The following is a 280-nucleotide window of genomic DNA, read 5'->3' on the forward strand; positions in this document are numbered from 1 at the left end:
GCTATACACATCAGGGACGACAGGACAGTCGAAGGGAGCGGTTCATACCCATGCCGGTTTTCCGCTGAAAGCTGCATTTGATGCGGGATTCGGGATGGATGTCAAACAAGGGGACACATTTTTCTGGTTTACAGACATGGGCTGGATGATGGGGCCGTTTTTAATATTCGGGGGCCTCATAAACGGAGCGGCTGTTTTGCTGTTTGACGGAGCACCGGACTACCCGGCCCCGGATCGGCTGTGGGAGCTTGTCAGCAGACACCGGGTGACGCATCTCGGC

General features: G+C 55.7%; 1 protein-coding gene. It reads left to right on the forward strand.

Annotated elements, in window-relative coordinates:
• A partial coding sequence (locus tag J0695_RS46650) for an AMP-binding protein (RefSeq protein WP_206970256.1) occupies positions 1–280 on the forward strand: 280 nt, incomplete at both ends.

The sequence above is a fragment of the Streptomyces beijiangensis genome, assembly GCF_017315755.1.
GTDB lineage: Bacteria > Actinomycetota > Actinomycetes > Streptomycetales > Streptomycetaceae > Streptomyces > Streptomyces beijiangensis.